The organism is Faecalibacterium sp. OM04-11BH (genome assembly GCF_003482185.1).
Classification (GTDB): domain Bacteria; phylum Bacillota; class Clostridia; order Oscillospirales; family Ruminococcaceae; genus Faecalibacterium; species Faecalibacterium tardum.
Map to the genome: position 1 here is coordinate 110,264 of NZ_QULS01000004.1, position 21,762 is coordinate 132,025.

Annotated in this window: 26 protein-coding genes, 1 tRNA gene and 1 pseudogene; 11 read left to right on the forward strand and 17 right to left on the reverse strand. The window is 55.2% G+C overall.

All coding sequences use genetic code 11. The features are described from left to right. The first annotated feature begins 94 nt into the window (after positions 1–94). Both DXB44_RS05475 and DXB44_RS05480 read left to right on the forward strand, forming a co-directional pair. Positions 95–1,276 carry a patatin-like phospholipase family protein gene (locus DXB44_RS05475; RefSeq protein WP_118658008.1) on the forward strand — a complete coding sequence of 394 codons (1,182 nt, stop codon included), beginning with the start codon at positions 95–97 and terminating at the stop codon, positions 1,274–1,276. Next, on the forward strand, positions 1,263–2,894 hold the full coding sequence (locus DXB44_RS05480; RefSeq protein ID WP_097779048.1) for a putative PEP-binding protein: 1,632 nt from the start codon (positions 1,263–1,265) through the stop codon (positions 2,892–2,894). Before DXB44_RS05475 ends, DXB44_RS05480 begins: the two co-directional genes overlap by 14 nt. 450 nt (positions 2,895–3,344) lie before the next feature. On the opposite strand, the gene DXB44_RS05485 is transcribed toward DXB44_RS05480, so the two are convergent. Both DXB44_RS05485 and prmA read right to left on the reverse strand, forming a co-directional pair. Then, positions 3,345–4,088 (reverse strand): RsmE family RNA methyltransferase, encoded by a 744-nt coding sequence (locus DXB44_RS05485; protein WP_118658009.1) that lies wholly within the window; start codon positions 4,086–4,088, stop codon positions 3,345–3,347. A 31-nt stretch (positions 4,089–4,119) separates the two neighbouring features. Beyond that, the gene (gene prmA, locus DXB44_RS05490) at positions 4,120–5,034 is read right to left on the reverse strand and encodes a 50S ribosomal protein L11 methyltransferase (RefSeq protein WP_005921620.1); all 915 of its coding nucleotides are present in this window, start codon (positions 5,032–5,034) and stop codon (positions 4,120–4,122) included. Positions 5,035–5,267: 233 nt separating this feature from the next. On the opposite strand from prmA, the gene DXB44_RS05495 reads away from it, so the two are divergent. Next, positions 5,268–5,870, forward strand: coding sequence for a GNAT family N-acetyltransferase (locus DXB44_RS05495; protein ID WP_118658010.1), 603 nt, complete (start codon positions 5,268–5,270; stop codon positions 5,868–5,870). A gap of 98 nt (positions 5,871–5,968) precedes the next feature. Here DXB44_RS05495 and DXB44_RS05500 read toward each other — a convergent pair whose 3' ends face one another. Next, positions 5,969–7,087: a hypothetical protein gene (locus tag DXB44_RS05500; RefSeq protein ID WP_147366383.1), complete on the reverse strand. Its 1,119-nt coding sequence runs from the start codon at positions 7,085–7,087 to the stop codon at positions 5,969–5,971. 475 nt (positions 7,088–7,562) lie between these two features. Beyond that, positions 7,563–8,243, reverse strand: a complete 681-nt coding sequence (locus DXB44_RS05505; RefSeq protein WP_118658012.1) for a TetR/AcrR family transcriptional regulator — start codon at positions 8,241–8,243, stop codon at positions 7,563–7,565. Between the two features lie 207 nt (positions 8,244–8,450). On the opposite strand from DXB44_RS05505, the pseudogene DXB44_RS05510 reads away from it, so the two are divergent. Continuing rightward, positions 8,451–8,798, forward strand: a pseudogene (locus tag DXB44_RS05510) (dihydroxy-acid dehydratase); the annotation flags it as partial. A gap of 234 nt (positions 8,799–9,032) precedes the next feature. Next, the gene (gene trxA, locus DXB44_RS05515; protein ID WP_005921611.1) at positions 9,033–9,341 is read left to right on the forward strand and encodes a thioredoxin; all 309 of its coding nucleotides are present in this window, start codon (positions 9,033–9,035) and stop codon (positions 9,339–9,341) included. A gap of 74 nt (positions 9,342–9,415) precedes the next feature. Here the strand turns inward: trxA and DXB44_RS05520 are convergent, their stop codons facing one another. Both DXB44_RS05520 and pckA read right to left on the reverse strand, forming a co-directional pair. After that, complete coding sequence (locus DXB44_RS05520) at positions 9,416–10,078, reverse strand: helix-turn-helix transcriptional regulator (protein ID WP_118658013.1); 663 nt, start codon at positions 10,076–10,078, stop codon at positions 9,416–9,418. Between the two features lie 165 nt (positions 10,079–10,243). Continuing rightward, on the reverse strand, positions 10,244–11,848 hold the full coding sequence (gene pckA / locus DXB44_RS05525) for a phosphoenolpyruvate carboxykinase (ATP) (protein WP_005921605.1): 1,605 nt from the start codon (positions 11,846–11,848) through the stop codon (positions 10,244–10,246). A gap of 411 nt (positions 11,849–12,259) precedes the next feature. Here pckA and DXB44_RS05530 point away from each other — a divergent pair, with 411 nt between their 5' ends. The 3 genes from DXB44_RS05530 to DXB44_RS05540 all read left to right on the forward strand — a co-directional run bounded on the left by DXB44_RS05530 (position 12,260) and on the right by DXB44_RS05540 (position 13,829). After that, a complete protein-coding gene (locus tag DXB44_RS05530; protein WP_147366385.1) occupies positions 12,260–12,760 on the forward strand; it encodes a hypothetical protein in 501 nt (166 codons plus the stop codon). 259 nt (positions 12,761–13,019) lie between these two features. After that, positions 13,020–13,646, forward strand: a complete 627-nt coding sequence (locus DXB44_RS05535) for a hypothetical protein (RefSeq protein WP_118658015.1) — start codon at positions 13,020–13,022, stop codon at positions 13,644–13,646. A 107-nt stretch (positions 13,647–13,753) separates the two neighbouring features. Further along, positions 13,754–13,829 (forward strand) — tRNA-Lys (locus DXB44_RS05540). Between the two features lie 503 nt (positions 13,830–14,332). Here DXB44_RS05540 and DXB44_RS05545 read toward each other — a convergent pair. The 3 genes from DXB44_RS05545 to DXB44_RS05555 are packed head-to-tail and all read right to left on the reverse strand — an operon-like array spanning position 14,333 to position 15,299. Beyond that, positions 14,333–14,686, reverse strand: a complete 354-nt coding sequence (locus tag DXB44_RS05545; protein ID WP_118658016.1) for a hypothetical protein — start codon at positions 14,684–14,686, stop codon at positions 14,333–14,335. After that, complete coding sequence (locus DXB44_RS05550; protein ID WP_118658017.1) at positions 14,687–15,043, reverse strand: hypothetical protein; 357 nt, start codon at positions 15,041–15,043, stop codon at positions 14,687–14,689. 13 nt (positions 15,044–15,056) lie between these two features. Beyond that, a complete protein-coding gene (locus DXB44_RS05555; RefSeq protein ID WP_118658018.1) occupies positions 15,057–15,299 on the reverse strand; it encodes a helix-turn-helix domain-containing protein in 243 nt (80 codons plus the stop codon). Between the two features lie 381 nt (positions 15,300–15,680). On the opposite strand from DXB44_RS05555, the gene DXB44_RS05560 reads away from it, so the two are divergent. Together DXB44_RS05560 and DXB44_RS05565 are read left to right on the forward strand one after the other, a co-directional pair. Further along, entirely contained in the window at positions 15,681–16,280 is a 600-nt protein-coding gene (locus DXB44_RS05560) for a helix-turn-helix transcriptional regulator (protein ID WP_118658019.1), read from the forward strand. A 5-nt stretch (positions 16,281–16,285) separates the two neighbouring features. After that, positions 16,286–17,713 (forward strand): tyrosine-type recombinase/integrase, encoded by a 1,428-nt coding sequence (locus DXB44_RS05565; protein ID WP_118658082.1) that lies wholly within the window; start codon positions 16,286–16,288, stop codon positions 17,711–17,713. Positions 17,714–17,787: 74 nt separating this feature from the next. Here the strand turns inward: DXB44_RS05565 and DXB44_RS14375 are convergent, their stop codons facing one another. From DXB44_RS14375 to DXB44_RS05575, 3 genes are read right to left on the reverse strand one after another with little or no spacing between them, the layout of a single operon-like run. Continuing rightward, positions 17,788–18,171 (reverse strand): hypothetical protein, encoded by a 384-nt coding sequence (locus DXB44_RS14375; RefSeq protein ID WP_147366386.1) that lies wholly within the window; start codon positions 18,169–18,171, stop codon positions 17,788–17,790. Between the two features lie 47 nt (positions 18,172–18,218). Further along, complete coding sequence (locus DXB44_RS05570) at positions 18,219–18,443, reverse strand: hypothetical protein (protein ID WP_118658020.1); 225 nt, start codon at positions 18,441–18,443, stop codon at positions 18,219–18,221. A gap of 15 nt (positions 18,444–18,458) precedes the next feature. Continuing rightward, complete coding sequence (locus DXB44_RS05575; protein WP_118658021.1) at positions 18,459–18,857, reverse strand: hypothetical protein; 399 nt, start codon at positions 18,855–18,857, stop codon at positions 18,459–18,461. A gap of 175 nt (positions 18,858–19,032) precedes the next feature. Between DXB44_RS05575 and DXB44_RS05580 the strand changes: the two genes are divergently transcribed. Further along, the gene (locus DXB44_RS05580; protein WP_118658022.1) at positions 19,033–19,314 is read left to right on the forward strand and encodes a helix-turn-helix transcriptional regulator; all 282 of its coding nucleotides are present in this window, start codon (positions 19,033–19,035) and stop codon (positions 19,312–19,314) included. Positions 19,315–19,349: 35 nt separating this feature from the next. Here the strand turns inward: DXB44_RS05580 and DXB44_RS14505 are convergent, their stop codons facing one another. The 5 genes from DXB44_RS14505 to DXB44_RS05600 form a co-directional block, all read right to left on the reverse strand. Then, positions 19,350–19,514, reverse strand: coding sequence for a hypothetical protein (locus DXB44_RS14505; protein ID WP_158581877.1), 165 nt, complete (start codon positions 19,512–19,514; stop codon positions 19,350–19,352). A 92-nt stretch (positions 19,515–19,606) separates the two neighbouring features. Continuing rightward, positions 19,607–20,185 (reverse strand): recombinase family protein, encoded by a 579-nt coding sequence (locus DXB44_RS05585; protein ID WP_118658023.1) that lies wholly within the window; start codon positions 20,183–20,185, stop codon positions 19,607–19,609. Between the two features lie 135 nt (positions 20,186–20,320). Beyond that, complete coding sequence (locus tag DXB44_RS05590) at positions 20,321–20,527, reverse strand: helix-turn-helix transcriptional regulator (protein WP_118658024.1); 207 nt, start codon at positions 20,525–20,527, stop codon at positions 20,321–20,323. An 82-nt stretch (positions 20,528–20,609) separates the two neighbouring features. Further along, a complete protein-coding gene (locus DXB44_RS05595; protein WP_118658025.1) occupies positions 20,610–21,287 on the reverse strand; it encodes a SprT-like domain-containing protein in 678 nt (225 codons plus the stop codon). Between the two features lie 127 nt (positions 21,288–21,414). Continuing rightward, positions 21,415–21,690: a hypothetical protein gene (locus DXB44_RS05600; protein ID WP_118658026.1), complete on the reverse strand. Its 276-nt coding sequence runs from the start codon at positions 21,688–21,690 to the stop codon at positions 21,415–21,417. Positions 21,691–21,762: the final 72 nt, after the last annotated feature.

Consider the following 21,762-nt stretch of genomic DNA (forward strand, 5'->3'; position numbering starts at 1 on the left):
TGATCTCTGAAAATTCGGGAGAATTTTATCCAAAAGTATGGTATAATTATAACAATTTTAGAAAATACCGGGAACGTGCACGGGAGGGCTGGATATGGAACGCAGAGAACCCACGCAAAAGGCGCTGGTGCTGGCAGGCGGCGGCGCGCGGGGCAGCTATCAGGTAGGCGTCTGGCGGGCTTTGATGGAGCTGGACTGGCACCCGCAGATCATTACCGGTACAAGCGTGGGCGGCTTGAACGGTGCCATGTTCGTGCTGGATCTGTACGAGACCGCCCGGGATATGTGGCTGACCATCCGCAGCCGGGATGTGATGGAATTGCCGGAGGAAAACGCCGACCTTTCCGCCCTGCATCAGTTTCTGCGCCGGGTGGTAAAGGAAGGCGGCATGGACGTGACCCCGCTGGAGGAGATCGTGGAACGGGTGCTGGACGAGGACGCGCTGCGGGCAGCGCCCATCCGGTTCGGCATCGTGACGGTGGAGCAGCGCGGGCTGCGGCCCCGGGAGCTGACGCTGGAGGATATCCCCGCCGGGCAGGTGCGGGACTACCTGATGGCTTCGGCGGCCTGCTTCCCCGCATTGCGGGCGCGGCAGATCGACGGGGTAAAGTTTCTGGACGGCGGGTACAGCGATAACATGCCCACCGGCCTTGCCAAGACCATGGGCGCAGAGGAGCTGGTCTGTGTGGACCTTGAGGGCGTGGGCATCACCCGCCCGAACCTGACCGGCCTGCCCACCACCATGATCCGCAGCTACTGGGAGCTGGGCGATATCCTGCACTTCGACCCCGACACCGCAAAGCGCAACATGGAGCTGGGCTATTACGACACCCTGCGCGCCTTTGGACGCATCCGGGGCTGTGCCTACGCGGTGGACAGCGGTGCGGACAGCAGCGCCGATGCCGAAGCCTTCCGCGCAGCCTTTGACGCAGTGCAGAAGGAGGTGCGGGAGAAGTACCCCGTCACCCTGACCGCCGATGCCGCTTTACTGCTGGCACGGATGAAGGACGCCCAGCTTGCCCCGCTGGAAGCCGCCGCCGAGGATGCCGGGGTGGACCCCACCCACTTTTATACCACCCGGACGCTGGCTCAGGCGTTTCTGGCGGCGTGCGATAAAGACCGCATGGAAAGCTTTGCCCCGCTGTTTACGGGCAGCAGCACCGCCGGACAGGCGGCGCTGGCCGCTTTGCTGCCCAATACATTCTTACAGGCGCTGGTGTGGCGCACTTTGACCGCATCGGCTTTGCCGGAGGTGACAGAAGATGAAGGTTTATAAAGGCGTATCCGCTTCCCCGGGGCTGGTGCTGGGACAGGTGAGCCGGCTGGAACATCATGTGGAGACCTTCAGCCACGGGCCTTTCAACCCGGAGCGGGAGCTGCGGCTGCTGGCAAACGCCGTGCACACGGCGCAGAACGAACTGGACTCCATGGCAGAGCGCGCCGCGCCCACCGAGCAGGCCATCTTTTTGTTCCAGAGCATGATGCTGGACGATGAGGGCATGATGAACGAGGTGCGCTTTTGCATCAATGCGGGCATCAGCGCCTCGGCGGCGATGCATCAGGTGGGGCAGCGCTACGCCGACCAGCTTGCCAACATGAAGGATAACCCCTATATGCAGCTGCGCAGCGTGGATATTCTGGACGCCACCCGCCGGGTGATCAACATCCTGACCAACCGTCCCCGGGTGTGGCTGGCGCTGGATCATCCGGTGATCCTTGCCGCCGACCGGCTGATGCCCACCGACCTGTTCAGCGTGCCCTCCGGCATGATCTTGGGCGTCATCACCGCCGAGGGCAGCGGCCAGAGCCATGCCGCCATCATTGCCCGGGCAATGAATATCCCGGGCATCGTGCAGGTGGGCAAGGATTTTCTGGACGACTGCGACGGCCGCACCGTCATTCTGGACGCAACCAACGGCAACTGCATCCTTGACCCGGACGCCGTCGCCCGCCAGCAGGCAGAAGCCAGCATCTGCCAGCTCCAGCGCGAGGACGCGGAGATGAAGCAGCTGCACAGCCTGCCGGATGAAACGCGGGACGGCGAACCCTTTGAGCTGCTGGCCAACTGTTTCGGCCCGGAGGATATCGACACCGCCATGCAGTCCGGTGCCAAGGGCGTGGGGCTGCTGCGCAGCGGCTACATGATGCTGCCCGGGCGCATTCTGGACGAGCAGGAACAGTATTTTTTCTACTGCTCTTGTCTGGCAGCCGCAAACGGCTGCCCGGTGACCGTGCGCACCTTCGACTTTGGCTCCGACCGCACCGTGGCCGACGCCAATCAGGGGCCACAGTCCTCCAAGCTCGGCCTGCGCGGCATCCGCAACAGCCTGCGCCAGCCCCAGCAGTTCCAGACCCAGATCTGTGCCTTGCTGCGCGCCGCCGCGCGCGGGCCGCTGCGGGTGATGTTCCCCATGGTGACCGATGTAGAGGACTGGGACGCCGCCATGAGCATCGTGGAGCACTGCCGCCAGAGCCTGCGGGAGCGGGGCGTGCCCTTTAACGAAAACACCCAGTTCGGCGTGATGCTGAGCATCCCCGCCGCCTGCCTGACCGTGGAGGACTTTATAGCCCACGGCTGCGATTTTCTGGTCATCGGCACCAACGACCTGACCCAGTATACCCACGCCGCCGACCGGGAGCTTGCCAGCGCAGAGCATTACTACCGCCCCGCCAGCCCGGCCATGAAAAAGCTGATCACCATGGTGATGGATGCCGCCAGCGCGCACCACGTCCCGGTGACTATATGCGGCCTTGCCGTGGGCAACCCCGCCAACACGGCGCAGTACCTGCACCTCGGTCTGCGCAGCTTCTCGGTAAGCCCGCAGAACCTGCTCAAGGTAAAGCGAGCTCTGCTGGACACCGATGCCCACCCGGATGCAGGGGAAAACGGCTGAGAAAGCTTTACGAAACGTAATATAATGCGAAATAATAAGAGGCTGTTGCACAAACTCCTGTGCAACAGCCTCTTTGACGTTGTGTTTTTTACTTTAGCGGGCTCGCCCTCTCCGTCATCGCTGCGCGATGCCACCTCTCCCAAAGGGAGAGGCAAGAGCACTGCCGGAAACTTCCTCATTGCACCTAACACTTCAGTAATGAACCTTACGGCTTGGCTCTCCCCTTGGGAGAGCTGGCGCGGGAGCGCCTGAGAGGGCGAAGGCTTGTTACAGTACATCGAGAGCAAGCAAAACAAAAAAGATTGACCGCCACAGTTTTCCCGACTCAAACGGCCAATCTTTTCTGATTGTCTAGGGTATGGAAGCTGACCGTTGCCGGGCAGCACCTTTTCTGTTTTCAGTATAATCATTGCGGGCGTATTTGTCAAGCAGATACGTTCTTTTTTATGCTTACTCCAGATTCCCGGTCAGGGTCATGACGGCGGAGAGCACCGCCAGCGGGGCGGTCTCGCAGCGGAGGATGCGGGGGCCAAGACCTACCGTTTTCGCCCCGGCCCTGGCAGCCATTTCGGCCTCCTCGGCGGCAAAGCCACCCTCTGCGCCGGTAACGATGGCAAGGCGCAGCTTCTGCCCGTCGGCGGGCTTTGCCTCCGCCAGCAGCTGGCGCAGGGGTGCGCCGCCGCACTCGTAGCAGAACAGCACAAGGTCGTACTGGTCAAAGCTGCGGCACACCGCCCCAAAGTTCGGCAGCGGCAGGGCTACGTCCGGCAGAACGCCCCGGCCGCACTGCTTGGCGGCTTCCAGCGCAATGCGGTTGTAGCGCTCGTTCTTCTGCTCCTCTTTTTTGGGTGCAGCCACGCAGTAGCGGCTGAAGAAGGGCACGATATGCGCCGCGCCCAGCTCCACCCCGTGCTTGATGATCTGTTCCAGTTTGTCCTGCTTGGGGTAGCCCGCCAGCAACGTCACCTCCACGGTGGGCTCGGCGGCGCTGGGGTAGCCCGGCTCTACGGCAAAGTCTACCCTGTCCTCCCCAAAGCCGGTGATGGTGGCGGTGTACTCTACGGCGTTGCCGTCGCAGAGGATGACGGTATCCCCCGGCTTTGCCCGCATCACCCGGGCAAGGTGATGGGCGTCCGCACCCCGCAGGGTGGCGGTGCCGTCGGAGATCTCGGTGGTAAAGTAGCGGTGCGGCATACTGTGCGCTCCTTCTTATAATATTTGAATCTCAGGCCTTTTTGCAGACGATGCACTCCCAGCCGCGCTTTTCCTTGACTTCCACGACGGACAGACCGGCCTTTTCCAGCCCGGCGATCACCTCGTCCTTGCGGCTGTCGATGATGCCGCTGGCAATAAAGGTGGCACCCTCGGCCATCAGGCCGGGCACGGCGGGCGCAAGGCTGAGGATGGCGTTGGCCACGATGTTGGCGGTGATGATATCATAGGTGCCGCTGGCCTTGTCGGACAAATCGCCCACCAGCACGGTCAGCTTATCCTGCACACCGTTCAGGGCAGCGTTCTCCCCGGCGGTGCGCACCGCCACGGGGTCGATGTCCACGCCTTCGGCGCTGGCAGCGCCCAGCTTGAGGGCGGCAATGGCAAGGATGCCGCTGCCGGTGCCGATATCCAGCACCCGCTCGCCGCCGCGCACCTGCTCGTCCAGCGCTTCAAGGCAAAGGCTGGTGGTCTCGTGACCGCCGGTGCCGAAGGCAAGGCCGGGGTCAAGGATCAGCTTTACCCGGTCGGTGTCGTACTGCTGCCACGAGGGCACCACAGCCAGACGGCTGCCGATCTCCATGGGGTGATAATATTTGCGCCAGCCGTTCTGCCAGTCCTCCTGCTCCACGCCCTCGGTCTCCACGGTGTAGGGGATGCCGGCGGCTTCCATGCGGGCAGCAATAAGCGCCAGCGTCTCCACCTGAGAAGCGCCCGGCTCCAGATACAGATGGATGATCACGGTATCCCGGGGCTTGTCCAGCAGCTCCTGCTCGATCAGGTCCACATGGGCGATCTCGGCCACCTGCTGCTCAATGTCGCTGTAATCCTCGATGTAGATGCCGCCCTCGGCGATCAGGGTGGCAACGGCTTCGGCGTTTTCGGCATCAGCCTTGGCCACGGTCAGGCGGATATCGGTCCATTCCATAGTACAAGTCTCCTTTTTATCTGCTTGCCCTTCCGGCAGCGCCGGAGGGAAAAATTCTGTTACCTGTATAGTACCCGATTCTGCGCCCGGATGCAAGTCCCTTGGTAAAACCGGCGGCGCTGGTACAATGTTTGCACAGATTGACTTTCGGTAAAACATTCGGTATGCTATACTGGACAAGGCAAAAAAATGTGATGCTGCGCAAAGGAGCATCGGAAAGGGATCTTTATCGTATGTGTACCAAAACCTTCACATGGCGGCTGCTCTCCGGCCCCGAGCTGACCGAGGTGTATCTGAACGAGATGCGCCGGGACTTCCCCGCCGGGGAGCTGAAGCCCCTGAGCATGATCCTGACCAGCGAAGCGGAGGGCACCGCCCACACTTGGGGCGTGTTTGACGGCGACACGCTGGCAGCTTATCTTTTGATGGTGCGGCCGGAGGGCTGCCGGGTGAGCCAGCTGGATTATTTTGCCGTAGTGCCCGCCTACCGCGCCCATGGCATCGGGGCGCAGCTGCTGGCGCAGCTGCCCGCCCAGGAGGGCGACGCCGAAGCCATCCTGATTGAGGCCGAAATGCCGGAAAAGGCCGGGGACGCCGCTATGGCCGTGCGGCGTCTGGGCTTCTACGCCCGCTGCGGCGCATGGGACACCCACTACACCGAGCATCTTTTTGACGCATGGTTCCGCATTCTGGTGCTGGACTGCCCGGGCTGCGCACCCCTTGCCCCGGAGACTGCGGTAGAGGCACTGACCGACTGCTACCGCCGCACCATCAGCCCTACCCAGTGGCAAAAGCACGTTCAGTTCTTTGCCCCGGACGGCAGTACATACTGCTGATCGCGCAGGAGACCACCTATAACAAAGCCCGCCCACCTGTGGAGACCCACGGTGGGCGGGCATTTTGCGTTTTATTGTTCGTGCCGCTGTAAAAGCATTCAGAGGGCGGCGGTCTGGGGTACCAGCCGGAAGAGCATCACGGGCAGCTCGCTGTTTACAAAATCCAGCGTAAGGATGATCTTTCCGCGCTTTGTTTCAAAAGGCATCTCCGTCTGTGTGCCGTCCGGGGCAATGCGCACAAGCGTTTTGCCTTCCAGCAATCCGGCGGGCAGCGCGAGCCTTACCCGACCGGTGGGCCGCGTCAGGCTGCCTGCGGTCTCAAATGCCACACTCAGGTATTCCCCATTCGTCCGTGCGGTCACATCCTCCGCAGAAAGGCTGCCGCTGAGCGGCCATGCCGTTGCGGCTTCGATCATTTCCAGCTGCACGGCGTTTTCTGCCTGCCCGCACACGGGGCAGAAGGTCAGCGTTTCGCCTTCCGCAGTGCGGAAAGTAAACTTCCGGCAATCAGTGCTGCCAGTGTGCGCGCAGCCCTGCCGCAGACAATCGGCGCTCTGAGAGCCGGTTCCGTTCGGAGACCATGCACCGAACTGATGCCCCAGCTTATCGGTCGGGTCTGCGGTGTAGCTGTCTTTGCAGCGGGAGCAGGTAAAAACAGTATAGCCGTCTGTTTCACAGGTAGGCTCTACGGTAACAGCCTGATAATCATGGTTCAGCGCGGGCAGTTCCGCATAGGTGGTATAGTCACAACGGGAACAGGTTTTGTAAGCATTCCAGCCGATTTCCGTGCAGGTGGGAGCTTGCGCGTCGTGATTCACCAGATCATGATTCAGTGCGGGCAGCTCCGCATAGGTGGTATAGTCACAACGAGAGCAGGTTTTGTAAGCATTCCAGCCGATTTCCGTGCAGGTAGGGGCTTTTGCGTTGTGATTCACCAGAGCATGGTTCAGTGCGGGCTGCTCCGCGTAGGTGGTATAGTCGCAGCGGGAGCAGGTTTCGTAAGCGTTCCAGCCCTTTTCCGTACAGGTAGGGGCTTTTGCTGCGTGCTGCACAAAATCATGGTTCAGTGCGGGCAGCTCCGCATAGGTGGTATGGTCGCAGCGGGAGCAGGTTTCGTAAGCGTTCCAGCCCTTTTCCGTACAGGTGGGGGCTTTTGCTGCGTGCTGCACCAGAGCATGATTATTTGGGTCTTTTTCGCCGTATTCCCCACCACACACCTCACAGACCGCTTTGGCTCTGCAGGTTGCTGTGCCGCCGGTACAGCTTGCGGTCTTAACTTCGGAGCAGCGCGTGCAGCTGCCGGTGTGCGTGCCGTTGCCGTTAGGCGTCCACGCGCCCCAGTCGTGACCGAGAATACCGTATTTCGCGCCGCATAAGGCACAGGTTTTGCCTGTGATACAGGTGGGGGTTTCGGTGCCGCCGGTATGGTACGAAAGATTTCCATAAATAATGCTGTTCTCCCTGCCGCAGACTAAGCATTTTATATGGATCCTATGCTTGGTTGAATCAGCTTTTATATATCCGAGGATCTCACAGTTTCTTTGTTGCGTACAGACGAAGCAGTACGTATAGATAAAATCTGCTGCTTTAGCGTTTAACGCGATCCCCGGTATCAGGCACACCATTGCCAGCACCGTCAAACACCAGATCAGCCATTTTTTCATGTTGCTCCCTCCTTGTCATCAAACCTTGTTATCCTTTCAGATCAAACTGCACGGACAGCGATGCAAGCACGGCATCTACCACCTTCCGCGCCTGGGCAAGCATATCGATCTCCGCCACAAAAGCGATGACCTGCTCGCGCTCCTGCGCGGGGACCTGCAGCGCACTCAGGCTCATGCTCAGATAGCGCCGTATTTTGCGCTCCAGCGTAAAGTAGGGGTCGCACCGCCGTGCCATGTAGCCGCGCATCATGCCAGCCGTGCCCAGCTCCATCTCGTAGAAATCGCACTCGGCGCACCCGGGCAGATACGCGCTGAACGCCGCCTGCAGCTCCGCCGTGGTGCTGCGGTGGATGATCTCCGCCGTGGCGGGGAAGGTGTACGCTTCCACATAGATATCCCGCAGATTCTCGCTCAACTCGCTCAGCGCCAGCTGCAAAGCCGTTTCCACCGCGTAGAGGTACACCGGCGAGGGGGCGTTTGCCGCCAGCGGCCTTACCGCGCCGAACTGCCTGCTGAACATCATGCCGATCAGCTCGGTCAGCACGCCGTCCTTGGTGCGGAAAATATTCTGGAACGACCCGGCAGAAACATCTGCTTCCTTTAAAATTTCTGCCACCTTGGTGTTCGTGTAGCCTTTTTCCAGAAAAAGCCGGACACAGGCGGTCAGTATCCGCCGTTTTGCTTCCTTGCTGTCGTATCTGCGCGCCATTGGAAATCATCCTTTTCTATAATTGGTTTCTGACCCAATTATATATTGATTTTAAAATCGCGTCAAGTAAACTTTTAGGGGCGTATTTTGGGCAGTTTGACGGTTTTCAAAAACTTGAAACATCTCATCGGGATGCGTGACTGCAAGAGTAAGTCGGAAATATGGGAAAAAGAATGCCCACTCGTCTGAGAAGTTCTCAGGGGAGTGGCCATCTGCGCCGACCCGAAGCTGGCTTCCAGCGTAGCGCTCATCACCGACGGACGCTTCTCCGGCGCAAGCCGCGGCCCGGTCATCGGCCATGTCAGCCCGGAGGCTGCGGTGGGCGGCCCCATCGCACTGGTGGAGCCGGACGACCTGATCCAGATCGACGTGCATAACCGCAAGCTGGCCATTGTGGGCGTGAAGGGCGAGCCCAAGACCCCCGAGGAGATGGACGCCATCCTCGCCGAGCGCCGCGCCAACTGGAAGCCCAAGGCTCCCAAGTACACCAAGGGTCTGCTGAAACTCTACTCTCAGCACGCTGTCAGCTCCATGAAGGGCGCATACATGGAGTAAACCACTCCGCATAAATAACAAAAGGTAAACTGCCCGGCGGGTTTTGCCGGACGGCTTGGATAAGTGCAATCAAAAATCACGAAACGGAGGAATTTTCTATGACAGCAGTTGCAACGCCCGATGCGGCACGGCTGGTTTTTGCGCCTGCGTGACCCGGTCACGGAAAAGCGGGCGGCGTATGGGGTATACTGATATTGTCAGTAAAACACAACACCCATTCAGGAGGGAAAAAATATGGCAGTCATCAACATTACCAAGGAAAACTTTGCACAGGAAGTGCTCCACAGCGAAAAGCCCGTACTGCTGGACTTCTGGGCCAGCTGGTGCGGCCCCTGCCGGATGCTGAGCCCCGTGGTGGACGAGGTAGCCGAGGAGCGCACCGATGTAAAGGTGGGCAAAGTGAACGTGGACGAGCAGCCGGACTTGGCGGCGCAGTTCGGGGTGATGAGCATTCCCACCCTGCTGGTGTTCGAGCAGGGCAAGCTGGTGCGTCAGGCTGTGGGCGCCCGCCCCAAGGCCGGTGTGCTGGAACTGCTGGGCTGAATGATGCTTTAAAAAGGGTACAGCGGAGCGCCTACGGGCGTTCCGCTGTCTCTTTTTTACGGAAATGGGTGGCATCAATTCAAAAAAATCATCCACGCTTCTACAAATGGAACCACAAAACCAAAGCAAAAGAAAAACAAAAGATCCAGCACAACCTTCATCCATCTGGCAGAGCGTGTGCCGAAGGACATGGCATGAATGATGAAAAGATTGATCTCACCCCAGCGGCGATAATAGCCTGTCTGTTCAAAACTGTTCCAGATCTCCAGCGATAAAAATTCAATGCCTGCACACAACGGGAAAATGACGAGAGAATGCATCCAGCCGTCTGCCCGAAAAGAACCATCGCCAAGACCATGCCAGTGCACCGCAATGGTGCCGGGGCAAGCCAAAACACCCCACAAGGCAAGCGTAATGCTCAGCCCAAGCAGGGCGGTGCGCACGGAATGCCAATCTACGGCGTGCTGTCGGCGCAGCATGGTAAAGAAATCTTCCAATTGGACGGTCGGTGCGGCATCGGCTTCTTCCGGGGCGCGGCAGTGCATAAGGTCGGCAAGGGTCAGCCCCAGAGCATCTGCCAGCGGTTCCAGTGTGTTGATATCCGGCAGACCGATGCCCCTCTCCCAGCGGCTGACAGCCTTGTCGGTAACGTGCAGCTGTTCAGCCAGCTCAGCCTGTGTCATCCCCTGCGCTTTGCGCATCCGGCTCAGATAATTTCCGAAGGTTCTGGCATCCATTTTATCAACTCCCTTGGAAAAAGCATAGCATAAGGCCGCACAAAACGCAATCGACGCTCTGTTTACCCGAGAAAAACAGCAAAGCGCCCGCCCTATGGTTCGAGCAGAACCACGGGGCGGGCGCTTATTTTATATGGAGTTCCGAAGAAAAATGCGGGATTCAGCTTACAACTGGGGGCCTGCGGAGACCAGAGCCTTGCCGTGCTCGTTGCCCTCGTACTTGGCGAAGTTCTTCACGAAGCGGCCAGCCAGATCCTTTGCCTTCTCTTCCCACTGAGCGGCATCTGCGTAGGTGTCGCGGGGATCGAGGATGGCGGGGTCGACACCGGGCAGAGCGGTGGGAACCTCAAAGTCGAAGTAGGGAATCTTCTTGGTGGGAGCCTCGTTGATAGCACCGCTCAGGATAGCGTCGATGATGCCGCGGGTATCCTTGATGGAGATGCGCTTGCCGGTGCCGTTCCAGCCGGTGTTGACCAGATAAGCCTTTGCGCCGCTGGCCTTCATCTTCTTGACCAGCTCCTCAGCGTACTTGGTGGGGTGCAGCTCCAGGAAAGCCTGACCGAAGCAAGCGGAGAAGGTGGGGGTGGGCTCGGTGATGCCGCGCTCGGTGCCTGCCAGCTTTGCGGTAAAGCCGGACAGGAAGTAGTACTGGGTCTGCTCCGGGGTCAGGATGGAGACCGGGGGCAGAACGCCGAAGGCGTCAGCAGACAGGAAGATCACGTTCTTTGCTGCGGGAGCAGAAGAAACGGGACGCACGATGTTCTGGATGTGGTTGATGGGGTAGGACACACGGGTGTTCTCGGTGACAGACTTGTCAGCGAAGTCGATGTGACCCTCGGCATCCAGAGTGACGTTCTCCAGCAGAGCGTTGCGCTTGATGGCGTTGTAGATATCGGGCTCGGACTCCTTATCCAGATTGATGACCTTAGCGTAGCAGCCGCCCTCGAAGTTGAACACGCCGTTGTCGTCCCAGCCGTGCTCGTCATCGCCGATCAGCAGACGCTTGGGATCGGTGGACAGGGTGGTCTTGCCGGTGCCGGACAGGCCGAAGAAGATGGCGGTGTTCTCGCCGTTCTTGTCGGTGTTGGCAGAGCAGTGCATGGAAGCAATGCCCTTCAGCGGCAGGAAGTAGTTCATCATGGAGAACATACCCTTCTTCATCTCGCCGCCGTACCAGGTATTGACGATGACCTGCTCCTTGCTGGTGATGTTGAACAGCACAGCAGTCTCGGAGTTCAGACCCAGCTCCTTGTAGTTCTCGACCTTAGCCTTGGAAGCGTTGTAAACAACGAAATCAGGCTCGAAGTTCTCCAGCTCCTCAGCGGTGGGACGGATGAACATATTGGTAACGAAGTGTGCCTGCCAGGCCACTTCCACGATGAAACGCACTGCCATGCGGGTATCCTTGTTGGCGCCGCAGAAAGCATCCACGACGTACAGGCGCTTGTTGGACAGCTCCTTCTGAGCGATCTCCTTGACAGCCTTCCAAGCCTCCTGAGAAGCGGGGTGGTTGTCGTTCTTGTACTCATCGCTGGTCCACCACACGGTGTCCTTGGAGTTCTCGTCCATCACGATGAACTTATCCTTGGGAGAACGACCGGTGTAGATGCCGGTCATCACGTTCACAGCACCCAGCTCGCTGACCTGACCCTTCTCGTAGCCTTCCAGCTCTGGATTGGTCTCCTCTGCGAACAGCTGCTCGTAGGAGGGGTTGTGCACGACTTCAGTCGTGCCGGTGATGCCATACTTGGTAAGATCCAACTTTGCCATATTTGCGTACCTCTACTTTCGTTTGATCCTTACATAACTCTGTGTAGGAGATGCAGCGCCATTTATGGTACGGACACCGCATAAGGGGGAGACAGCACAGAACGATGCAATGCAAATTCTCCTGTCTATCATTATACACAAAAGCTTTCCAAAAGCAATAAATGGAAGCTTCTGTTTGCAAAAAAGAAACAAATTTCATAAACAGGCTTTCCCACATTAAGTAATTTCACGAAGCCCGGCAGGGATGCAGACTGTGAAAAATAAGGCGGGACGGGGAAAAACCGACATTTTGATAAAAGATTGACAAACCGGGATGCAAGGTGGGACCCCCGGCCCCGGTGGGGCAAAAAACACAGCAGACAGCTCTTTGGTGCAAGACTGAGAAAATGTAAATGAGCACAAAAAAATAAGATGATAGTTGAAAAAATAAAGCGGTATGGTACAATAAAGCTAGAGAGGACTCTCCGAGAAACAGAAACCAACATACCGAAAGAGAGGAAGTGCTTTTCTATGAAAAAGATCGCCCCGATCCTGCTGGCCATGGTTTTGGCCCTGACCCTTTGCCTGGTGGGTTTTGCGGATGCAGAAAGCTATGACGATGATCCATTGGAAGAAACGGCGGCTTCCACGTCCGAGGAGGCCTTGGAGGAGGCAGAGCCGGTTCCTGCCAGGAGCAGTGAGTGCGACGCTTGTGGGAAAATGTCTCGCGTAACCCCAAAAAAAGACACGTTTGAGACCGGACCGGAGGAAGTAAAATGCATCCATTATCCCCACGGGACGGACGAAGTCTATCATCGGAATGCTACGTATTACGAGGTCTGCGGTTCCTGCGGATACAAGTCCGGCACATGGACTGTGGACGAGGGAGAGTCGCTCCGGTACTGCCACGGGTGGTCGGCGACAAAGCACTGAGTTCCGGGGAGAGCGATTTTTGTACGGCTAAATGGAGAGGCCCCTGTAGCAGGGTGCCGCTGACCGTTTCAAGAACCTGTGAGAAACAGCAGCCCAGAGCCCTGAAAACAGCTTTGGGCTGCTGTTTTTGCCCTTTTTTGCAATATTTCGGCCAGAAGAAACGTTTTAGTGGTAAAGGGACCTTACTTATGCTATACTGGTTCTGTATATAGATGATACTTTTCCCCCTTTGCCGGGGGCTGACATAAGGGAAACTGCCATGAAAACCATCTACATTCTGCTCACCCGCTCCGGCACGCTGCTGTCCAAACTGGTCTATGCCGCCACCGGTTCCAGCTATACCCACGCCTCCATGGCCTTTGATGCAGAGCTGAGCTGCCTGTACAGCTCCACCCGCAAAAACGGCTACACCATGTTCCCTGCAGGCCCCAGCAAAGAATACCTGAACAAGGGCGTTTTCCGTCTGCGGGACGACGCCCCTTGTGCGCTGTATGCGCTGGAGGTGTCCGATGAGGCCTATTTCCGCGCCCTGCACCGCGCCGAGGAGTTCATGCGCCGCAGCGAGGAGTACAGCTTCAACACGCTGGGGCTGATCTTGTGCGGGCTGCATATCCGCTGGCAGCGCCGCCACCATTATTTCTGCTCCCAGTTCGTCAGCGAGGTGCTGGAACAAAGCGGTGCACTGGCGCTGCCCAAGGACAGCACCCTGATGCACCCCAACGACTACGCCCTGCTGCCCCAGCTGAAGTGCCTGTACAAGGGGCGCTTAGCCGACCTGCCCCAGCGCAAAGCGATGGATCTGGGCGAGGCACCCTCGATGGTCAGCATCTATACCGGCCTGCTGGTGGAGCTGCTGCAGCGCCGGGCGCAAAGGTTTTTTGAGTAAAGCTTTTGGGCATAAGCCTGAAATTTCGGCTTTTTTGAGCACTGCTCTTGCATTTTGCAGCCAATTGTGGTAATATTATTCGGCGGTATTGTTTTGCCGCAGAATATGCGCTCGTAGCTCAGCCGGTAGAGCATCTGACTTTTAATCAGAGGGCCAGGGATTCGAGTTCCCTCGAGCGCACCAAAGAAAACCCACGATTTACCGTTGAGAATGCGGTGTGAATCGTGGGTTTTTCTGTTTTTATATGCCAAAATCAGGCCGAAAAATGCGACAAAAACGCGACAAATCTGAAATTTTTCAGGAGTAACCGCCTTGTTCGCTGGGGCGAGCGTCCGCTAACCATTTTTGATGTGAACTCACAAACGGTACAAGCGGAGTCTGGGCAACGGCGGTAAAAATTTTTCAAGCGAACATAAAAAGAGCGCTACCACCCTGAACTACAAGATGGAGCGCTCTGAAATCTCGACCAATCGGAAGAGTCGTAGGCGACAACATTTTGGCGGTGTAAAATCGGCACTCGTAAATCGCTTACGCACGCTGAATTTGCATGGTTAAGATCGTCCATGACCGAGCTTATGCGGCAAATTTTGCACTGCGGTTTTACGATAATACGTCGATTCTAAAATTAGGAATACTGTGCAGAATCCGCACTTATATACAACATATTGCCATCTATATTGGTTCGGTTAGGGCGTCCCTAACCAATAAAAAGAGAAGCGATAGTCGTTAGGCGTTCGTGTGTTTCGTCCAGATCGGACCAGCTCAACAAAGCCAGCATCTATAAGCTCCTTGATGTATTTGCGGGCGGTTCGCTCCTTGATTCCAAGGGCTTTCATCTTGAGCGCGGGAAACTGAAAATCACGACTTCCAGCTGCTTCATTTGCGGCCAGAATGTACAGATATCGTGCTCCAACGCTCAAAGAGGTGAATTTCTTATCGAACAGGAGTGTGTTGCCAATCTGGACAAAACGCTTCTCCCTGCAATCAGAGGATGCCGTCAGCCATCGCTTCAGTGGTTTGGAACTTTGACTTTTCGCCATTTAGACCTCCTTTCCTGATGGGGTGACAGGTAGCTCCGTTGGTGAGATCGCAGCCTTGGGGAGAATCTTCGGCGGGAAATGGGCATTGAGAATTTGCACGTTGGCAGAAATTTCCTCTTTGAGGAGCTGTGCCTTTGCCAGAATCTCCTGTAGGTTCTTGACTTCCCGCGAAACAACGCAATCATGAATCACGTTGCGGACGGCAGCTTCCATGGCCTCGGTGAGCGAACCATAAGTAATACCGTTCATAAGAGAACGACGGCCACCCTTTTTGGTCTGAAGCGTTCCGAGAACATAACCGCCTCTGCTGGGCTTTACAAAATAGTTCTCTACGATATGAATATAAGTATACGCCATGATGGCACCTCCTTTAGTAGTTGGCGGCAACCGCGCGGATGCCGTTGGTGATTTTGGACGGTTCGGGCGTGGGCTCCCCCTGTTCAAAGAAGCGGGCGAGGCTGTCCAGATTGACCAGCCATTTTCTGGATGATATAGCAGTGTAGCGGATACGTCCCTCCCTGCAAAGCTTACGGACAAAGGCGCTCGATACACTGAACTGGTTGGCGGCATCCTTTACGGTTGCCATTTTCAGATAGATAACATTGGTAGTCATAACAAACCTCCTACCAAAACTTAATAAAGATGGATGACGGAACCATCGGCAGAAAATGTCGGTGGTGTGGGGACAAGATATGGAGGTCGCAAGCGCTTAGCCATCATCAGCAGAGCGATATTACTGCCCCGGGGATGAGAGAATCCGTAGCACGCACAGCCCTCCAGAAGGAAGCGGCTCCAAAAACCTTAGCATTGGCTGCCGTTTCCTAACTTATGCTTTGATTATACTCGGTTTTTTTAGAATTTCAAGGGGTATATGCCCAAAAATCAAAAATTATTTGTGAGCTCACAAAAGCATTGCTTCGGAAACTGCTTAAAATTGCTTTGACTTTTGAGAGGCAGCGTGCTATACTATATATAAAGGAAAGGGGTGAATCAGATGACCATTGGAGAACTGATTCGAGACGCACGAAAGAAAAAAGGCTTGACCCAAAAGGAACTGGGTGAGCGATTAGAGGTTTCGGATGTAAGCATTGCCCAGTGGGAGAATGGAATCAGAAATCCGCGGTTTGAAACCCGACAGAAACTCGCCAAAGCCCTGGATATTGATATTGTTGAGCTGATGAGCGAGACTGAAAAACAAGATTACTTTGATTTGTTCGGAACTGACGCAGAGCGTGTTGGCTTTGCGTTGGTAAAGCTCAAGGAGCGGATGGAAGTCAAGGTCAGAGAGCTGAGGGAGTATGGTGGAATTGCCACTCCAGCCAGAAGAAGAGCATGGGCTCTTGAGCTAGCGAAGGAGCTGGCAGAAAATTATCATGTAAAGGAAGAAAGCATCCTGAAAGAAATCGGACTGGATGACCTCCCTGAGGAATCTATAGCAGAAATTTCGTTAGCCGATGACTATCAAGAGGTAGGCGAAAATCAAATTGCTGATAGCATTGTCCATCTTTTGATGAGCATGAACTCTACCGGTTGTAAAGCTGCTCTCCGCCACATTCAGGAGCTCTCCAAAATTCCTGACTATAAAAAGGTGTGATCGTTATGGCGCAGGTTACCAAGAAAACGAAAAAAGATGGCACAACGTCCTACCTGATTCGAGCGTACAGCGGGCGGACACAGGCTGGAAAGGTCATCACAAAGTGCAGAACCGTGACCCCTCCCGCCGGGCTGACGGTGCGGAAGACGGAACGCTGGGTACAGGAGCAGGCCGACCAGTTTGAGAAAGAGGTGCGCACCGGGCTGGTGCTTGACTCCGAAATGCTGCTGGATGACCTGATTGACCGTTGGTTTACAGAGTATGCCGAGAAGCAGTTGAAAGCCAAGACCCTGTACGATTATAAGAAGATGCGCACCAGAATCACCGCCGGGCTGGGGCACCTGAAAGTCTGTGATATCAAGCCTGCGCACCTGATGGCGTTCTACAACAACCTTGAAGAGCAGGGCGTGCGTCAGGACAGCACATTCACGGCAACCCCGGCGCTTCTCAAGCTGTTGCCTCGTGGGGAGCGTGGAGCCATGGCGCAGAAAGCTCAGATTGGTCAAGATACGATGAGACTGGTCTATCAGGGCAAGGGGGTCAGTAAGACGACGGCAGAAAAGGTATCCACTGCGGCAGGGTTGGCGTGCTCTAAAGCTTTTACAGAGCATCGGAAGGAAAATGGTAAGCTCAGTGGAAACAGCGTCCTGCATTACCATGCCATGCTGTCCAGTGTGTTCAAGAAGGGCGTTCAATGGGGGCTGATTGCAGAGAACCCATGCACCCGCGCAGAGCACCCAAAAGCAGCGGAGATTGACGTGCAGATGCTGAATGAGGATGACATTGCAAAACTGCTTGCGGCTCTGGCAGACGCCCCTGCACAGTTTAGCATGATCGTTCAGTTGGCATTGCTAACAGGTGCCCGGCGGGGCGAAATCTGCGGTTTGCGGTGGTCCGATGTGGATTTGGAGCGTGGAACGATCTCCATCAACCGAACCCTGCAATACATACCGGGCTCTGGAACCGTTTTCAACCCGCCAAAGACTAAACGTTCCAAGCGCAGTCTCAAGATTGGAGCGGACTGTGTTGCCCTGCTGACAGAATACAGCTTGCATCAAAAGGCGGAACGTCTGAAAGTCGGCTCTGCATGGACACGGCGCATTACAGTAGAAGACGGAAAAACAGTGGAGAACGACCTGCTCTTCACCAAATGGAACGGTGAGCCCATCGACCCCAAGACGGTAACATCGTGGTTTCCGGGCTTCTTAGCCGCTCATGACCTCCCGGCGGTGCATTTCCACAGTTTGCGTCACACCAATGCCAGCCTGCTGATTGCCGCCCATGCCCCTATTACAACGGTTTCTGGCCGCTTGGGCCATGCACAGACCTCCACAACGCTGAACATCTATGCCTCCGCCATCCAGAGCGCAGATGCAGCAGCAGCGGACGCATTGGAGGGTATTATCCGTATTCGTGAACAGAAGCACGCATAAAGAAAAGCCCTGCTACTCACTACGAGCAACAGGGCTTTTGCAATATCAAGATGGCTGAAGACAACGACGATGAATCACCAGATTTTTTCAACTTTATAATGATGCCGTTTTAAAATAGTTGAAACTTTGTCACCATTTTCAGATTTGCCTATAAAATATTTTTTACAGCGTGGACAATACCAGCCGTATTCAATGGAATCCTCAATATGAAAGGCATAGCATTGTAGAGCATACGTTGGATGATCAATGCAATACCGGGTGAGTTTTTTCTGTTTTTGAATCTTCAAGGGAAGTTGTACAGGGGAAAGCTCGTCTTTTATTGACGTTCGAGGATGACTAAATTGAAATTTTTGATCTGAGCCATCAAAATAATCGTCTTCACCATAGGTTACATTGGTAGCTCCAATTTGAAATTTAGTTCGATAGTGGAGCCCCACATAGTGTTGTTCGCGTCCCATTTGACCTCCGATATGATACACCGCCAAAACTTTGCCTCACGATTTTCTCACTTTTTCTTTTTGACAATGGGAATGCCATGCTTTTTTGCATTTTCGACAAAGGCATTGTGCTGATCGGCTTCCTGTTTTAATTTGTCATGCTCGACTCTCGCTGCACGTGCTCGTGATTCTTGATATTCGTGATATCGCTGCGCAGACATCCAATTCGGGTAGACCAAAACATGCTTGCTAGCTGCGCGGCTTTCTGGTGGAGGGTATTTCTTGTTGGCCATGATATAAGAAACCTCTCACCGTAGCTTTCTCATATACGCTTCGGACGTTCTTTTCTGGCTCTCGTAAAAGGTAACGCCGGTAACATCGTCCACGACCAGATCATCATAAGGAATGCCCTTTTTGTTCAGGTGGTCAATGAACCAGCGCTTTTTCAGATAGCACCACGGGGTTCTGCTGAGATTACCGTAACTCGATGCAGGCCGCTCACATGCGTTGTAGGTCTTGCCGCAGATACTCCACCACTCTTTACGTACTCGCTCCCGCATTTGTAGGACCTCAGAGGTGCCATGGAGGCCGTGCTCCTCGCCATACTGATAGTCTGCCTTCTTGATTTTTGCGTTCTGCCCAGCACTCACCGCGCCAGACGCACCCAGCCCCAGCAAACCCAAAACGAACGATACAGCTCCACTCATAACAATTTCCTCCTGATGAGACTATTTTGAAAGATTATGCCGTTTCTCAACAATTTTACTGATTTTCTGCTCTGAAGTTACCACGCTTTTATCAAAATGTCAAGTAGTGGAGCCCAAATGATAAAGACTCGCCCGGATAGGTGGCTATACTTGACATAAAAAGGGGGGCGGTAACATGACAGCAGACCGTATCAAAGCCTTGCGAGAAGCCCGTGGATGGACACAGGCCGAACTTGCGCGCAAAATGAATATGACACGAAACGGTATCAATTCATGGGAACAAGGGCTTTCTATGCCATCCCCGCCCAGTCTGGTTGACCTCGCACGACTGTTTTCCGTATCGACAGACTACCTGCTTGGCGTAGAAAATTACAGCGCTGTCAATGTGACCGGCTTGAACGAAGCAGATGTTGCTCTTTTGGCTCAATTGGCCGATAGATTAAGGGAAAGCCACTGAATATTCATAAATCCACCTCTTGCGCTGGAATACGCTTAATTCATGAAAGCGGCGCCAATCGCACAGATAACATACAAAATGATACCTCCCCACATCAGCAGCATAATCCATCCACAGCCAAGCGGTCGTCCATGTTCCCGGTCGCTCTGAATAGAGCTGTACATGGCATAGTCAAGAAAAGGGTCGTGTTTGTGACTCATAGTGAAATCCTCCTGTACTATCGTGTGTTTCTTTGGACTGACTGAAGAATATCACACTTGATGTCCAACTAATCGGATTTACAAGTGCACTTTTAAGAATTTTCGGGATTTTTTACTGATAAATGCTCCTGTATCATCCGTTCCAACGTCGGGCGCGTGATGCGCAGTGCTTCAGCCAGTTGCCCTTTGTTCAGTTCCCGGCGGGTATAGCGGGCATACAGAGCGGGAAAATTATCAGGTATAGCAACCTTCTTTCTCCCCTTGTACACACCGTTCCGTTTGGCAATGGCAATCCCTTCCCGCTGGCGGTCGAGCAGATTTTGGCGTTCAAATTCGTTGATGGCGGCGATCATAGTCAACATCAGCTTTCCGGTAGGGGTTCCGGTGTCCAGCTTCTCCTTGTTACTGACCAGATGTACGCCCTTTGCCTGTAACCGCTCCACGATCTCCAACAGGTCTTTGGTGCTGCGTGCAAGACGGCTGAAGTCGTGGATATAGACCGTATCACCTTCCCGCACATAGTCGAGCATCGCTTGCAGTTGGGGCCTGTCCATGCTCTTGCCGCTGATCTTTTCGGTGAACCACTTTTCGATGCTGTGGGCGCGGAGTGCCTCGATCTGGCGCGCCTCGTTCTGTTCTTCAGTGCTGACGCGGACGTATGCGACTTTCATAAGATGTACCTCACTGGCTGATATGAAAAATAGGGTCAGAGATGCCAGAAATGATTGAAAACAATTCCAAAACCGACCCTAAATTATAACTTTTTGATGGTTGTTCGGACTGTAAAATAGGGCACACGCTACTTTTTAAGCATGACTGCCCTTGACCAGATAATCCAGCGATACCTGAAAGTAGTCAGCCAACAGCAGAACCGATTGAATGTCCGGTGTCCTTCTGCCGGTTTCCCATAAGCTGATGGCGCGCCGGGATAAGTTGAGGTCATCCGCCAACTGCTGCTGTGACAAGCCTGCATCCTTGCGCAGTGATACGATTCTTGTGCTGATGGTTTCCATGATATCGATCCTCTTTGTATGTGCACTCACAAACTGGACTACTCTCACTCGTCCCTTGCCTCTCTGTCTCTTCTCTTGGGGCTTAGTCAGCCTTTACGAACAACTCCATACAGTCAGCACAGATGACCCGCACTTCCTTGGTGCTGCGGATGATGGTCCTACACTTCGGGCATACCCACCGCCGGGTGCTGCTCTTGGCCTTGGGCGGTTTTGGGGCTCCTGTCTGGCTGCTGCCCGGTCCTTTGCTGGCCGTACCAGTGCCACACATATCTGCCCACGTCAGGCCCTCTGTCATCTGGATGTCCTGCCAGCCCATGAAGATGATGAAGTCCAGCAGCTCTTCGGACGGACTTGTAACGGTCCAGCCGTACTTCTCGTGATGGTCAATGACTAAGCCGTGGGCCTCTGCGGTGGCCTTAAAGCGCTTGTTGTGATAGGCTCCGCTCTGGCTGGATGTATCGCGGATACCATGAACCAGATTGTAGAGGTGCGCCATCTCGTGCAGCAGGGTGGCCGTGGTGTTCTCAATGGGGCGGTCCAGTGTCGCGGTGGAAATATTGATCTCGTACCGCTGCTCTATGCCCTGTTCGGTGTTGACTGTCCAAGTCTTGACGGTGGTGATGTGACCATAGGCAGAGGGCGTCTTTTTCAGCGTGATGATGGGCTCCGGCAATTCGCCATTGTAATAGTGCTTGTTAAGTTCCCGGAACATTTTTTCGAGCTGGCCTGCGGTGCGGCTGGTCTTGATGGTGCTTTTCATGGTGAACAACCTTTCTCTTGATAAAAAAAGCCGGGACAGGTATAATAGCAGTACAGCCCGCCCGGCGGGTTTGTTGGAGCTCTGTACAGTGCAAACTTTGGTCGGTGGGCACTGTATGGGGCTTTTCTTAGTTGATGGACAGGCGGGTGCCGGTGACGATCTTACTGTATTTCTCGTATAGGTCAGGTGCAACGGCCTTGATGGCTTTACTGTCAAGCCGTGTGCTGGAAAAATCGGACAGACGAATTTTGTGACAGCCTACCTCAAGATAATTTGTAGCGCGCTCTGCAAGAGCTTCCTTGATTTGGGCTTTGAGCGTTTCTTGTTCGGTCTGTGCTGCCTCAATCAGCTGGGCGGCTTCCTTGTACTGCTCTACAAGGGTGAGTAAAGTATCGATGCTCATGTGTTTTACCTCTCTGTCTGTGTGTTGTTGGGGAATGTGTGTTCCCGATGGCATAAGTGTACCACTACTCGT

What these genes read in the sequence shown, in the direction of transcription:
- DXB44_RS05475 (WP_118658008.1), top strand. Translation starts at nt 95, where the DNA reads ATGGAACGCAGAGAACCCACGCAAAAGGCGCTGGTGCTGGCAGGCGGC.
- DXB44_RS05480 (WP_097779048.1), top strand. Translation starts at nt 1,263, where the DNA reads ATGAAGGTTTATAAAGGCGTATCCGCTTCCCCGGGGCTGGTGCTGGGA.
- DXB44_RS05485 (WP_118658009.1), bottom strand. Translation starts at nt 4,088, where the DNA reads ATGCCGCACCGCTACTTTACCACCGAGATCTCCGACGGCACCGCCACC.
- prmA (WP_005921620.1), bottom strand. Translation starts at nt 5,034, where the DNA reads ATGGAATGGACCGATATCCGCCTGACCGTGGCCAAGGCTGATGCCGAA.
- DXB44_RS05495 (WP_118658010.1), top strand. Translation starts at nt 5,268, where the DNA reads ATGTGTACCAAAACCTTCACATGGCGGCTGCTCTCCGGCCCCGAGCTG.
- DXB44_RS05505 (WP_118658012.1), bottom strand. Translation starts at nt 8,243, where the DNA reads ATGGCGCGCAGATACGACAGCAAGGAAGCAAAACGGCGGATACTGACC.
- trxA (WP_005921611.1), top strand. Translation starts at nt 9,033, where the DNA reads ATGGCAGTCATCAACATTACCAAGGAAAACTTTGCACAGGAAGTGCTC.
- DXB44_RS05520 (WP_118658013.1), bottom strand. Translation starts at nt 10,078, where the DNA reads ATGGATGCCAGAACCTTCGGAAATTATCTGAGCCGGATGCGCAAAGCG.
- pckA (WP_005921605.1), bottom strand. Translation starts at nt 11,848, where the DNA reads ATGGCAAAGTTGGATCTTACCAAGTATGGCATCACCGGCACGACTGAA.
- DXB44_RS05530 (WP_147366385.1), top strand. Translation starts at nt 12,260, where the DNA reads ATGATAGTTGAAAAAATAAAGCGGTATGGTACAATAAAGCTAGAGAGG.
- DXB44_RS05535 (WP_118658015.1), top strand. Translation starts at nt 13,020, where the DNA reads ATGAAAACCATCTACATTCTGCTCACCCGCTCCGGCACGCTGCTGTCC.
- DXB44_RS05545 (WP_118658016.1), bottom strand. Translation starts at nt 14,686, where the DNA reads ATGGCGAAAAGTCAAAGTTCCAAACCACTGAAGCGATGGCTGACGGCA.
- DXB44_RS05550 (WP_118658017.1), bottom strand. Translation starts at nt 15,043, where the DNA reads ATGGCGTATACTTATATTCATATCGTAGAGAACTATTTTGTAAAGCCC.
- DXB44_RS05555 (WP_118658018.1), bottom strand. Translation starts at nt 15,299, where the DNA reads ATGACTACCAATGTTATCTATCTGAAAATGGCAACCGTAAAGGATGCC.
- DXB44_RS05560 (WP_118658019.1), top strand. Translation starts at nt 15,681, where the DNA reads ATGACCATTGGAGAACTGATTCGAGACGCACGAAAGAAAAAAGGCTTG.
- DXB44_RS05565 (WP_118658082.1), top strand. Translation starts at nt 16,286, where the DNA reads ATGGCGCAGGTTACCAAGAAAACGAAAAAAGATGGCACAACGTCCTAC.
- DXB44_RS14375 (WP_147366386.1), bottom strand. Translation starts at nt 18,171, where the DNA reads ATGGGACGCGAACAACACTATGTGGGGCTCCACTATCGAACTAAATTT.
- DXB44_RS05570 (WP_118658020.1), bottom strand. Translation starts at nt 18,443, where the DNA reads ATGGCCAACAAGAAATACCCTCCACCAGAAAGCCGCGCAGCTAGCAAG.
- DXB44_RS05575 (WP_118658021.1), bottom strand. Translation starts at nt 18,857, where the DNA reads ATGAGTGGAGCTGTATCGTTCGTTTTGGGTTTGCTGGGGCTGGGTGCG.
- DXB44_RS05580 (WP_118658022.1), top strand. Translation starts at nt 19,033, where the DNA reads ATGACAGCAGACCGTATCAAAGCCTTGCGAGAAGCCCGTGGATGGACA.
- DXB44_RS14505 (WP_158581877.1), bottom strand. Translation starts at nt 19,514, where the DNA reads ATGAGTCACAAACACGACCCTTTTCTTGACTATGCCATGTACAGCTCT.
- DXB44_RS05585 (WP_118658023.1), bottom strand. Translation starts at nt 20,185, where the DNA reads ATGAAAGTCGCATACGTCCGCGTCAGCACTGAAGAACAGAACGAGGCG.
- DXB44_RS05590 (WP_118658024.1), bottom strand. Translation starts at nt 20,527, where the DNA reads ATGGAAACCATCAGCACAAGAATCGTATCACTGCGCAAGGATGCAGGC.
- DXB44_RS05595 (WP_118658025.1), bottom strand. Translation starts at nt 21,287, where the DNA reads ATGAAAAGCACCATCAAGACCAGCCGCACCGCAGGCCAGCTCGAAAAA.
- DXB44_RS05600 (WP_118658026.1), bottom strand. Translation starts at nt 21,690, where the DNA reads ATGAGCATCGATACTTTACTCACCCTTGTAGAGCAGTACAAGGAAGCC.